The organism is Pseudomonas sp. 30_B (assembly GCF_017491605.1).
GTDB lineage: Bacteria > Pseudomonadota > Gammaproteobacteria > Pseudomonadales > Pseudomonadaceae > Pseudomonas.
This window is the reverse complement of sequence record NZ_JAFGYY010000146.1, coordinates 1-544: the sequence shown is the minus strand read 5'-3', so window position 1 is coordinate 544 and position 544 is coordinate 1. Positions and strand designations below refer to the sequence as shown.

Annotated in this window: 1 protein-coding gene; it reads right to left on the bottom strand. The window is 69.3% G+C overall.

The window, feature by feature from the left end:
• Positions 1-81: 81 nt before the first annotated feature.
• The coding region (locus J5M67_RS27650; protein ID WP_207888572.1) for an aldolase at positions 82-544 on the bottom strand (463 nt) is incomplete at its 5' end.

The window sequence follows — 544 nt, the reverse complement described above, 5'->3', positions numbered from 1 at the left end:
GAGTCGGGGTGCTCCGGAATGTTCGATGTTTTCGGGTGTCGTCGGCTCGCCGCCGGTGCGACGCGTGGGCGATTCGGCGGATCAGTCGAGGCAGTCGGGGTGGCGGCGTAGCGCGCGGCGCGCGTAGCACGCGAAGGTCACCGCGTCGCGCTTGGGCGTCGAGATCCAGTCGTGCGCGTCGGCCGCGAGCGCGGGCGGAATCGGCGCGATCGCGCCGGCCGCCATCGCGAGCAGTTGCAGCCGCGCCGCGCGCTCGATCAGGATCGCGAGCATGCACGCCTCTTCGATCGTCTTGCCGACGACGAGCTGGCCGTGATGCGACAGCAGGATCGCGCGCTTGTCGCCGAGCGCGTTCGAGATGATCTCGCCTTCCTCGTTGCCGACGGGCACGCCCGGCCAATCCTTCAGGAACGCGCAGTCGCCGTGAAGCGGACAGGTGTCCATGTGCGACACGACGAGCGGCGTCTCGAGCATCGACAGCGCGGCGACGTGCGTCGGGTGCGTGTGGATGATGCAGTTGACGTCGGGGCGCGCGCGATAAATC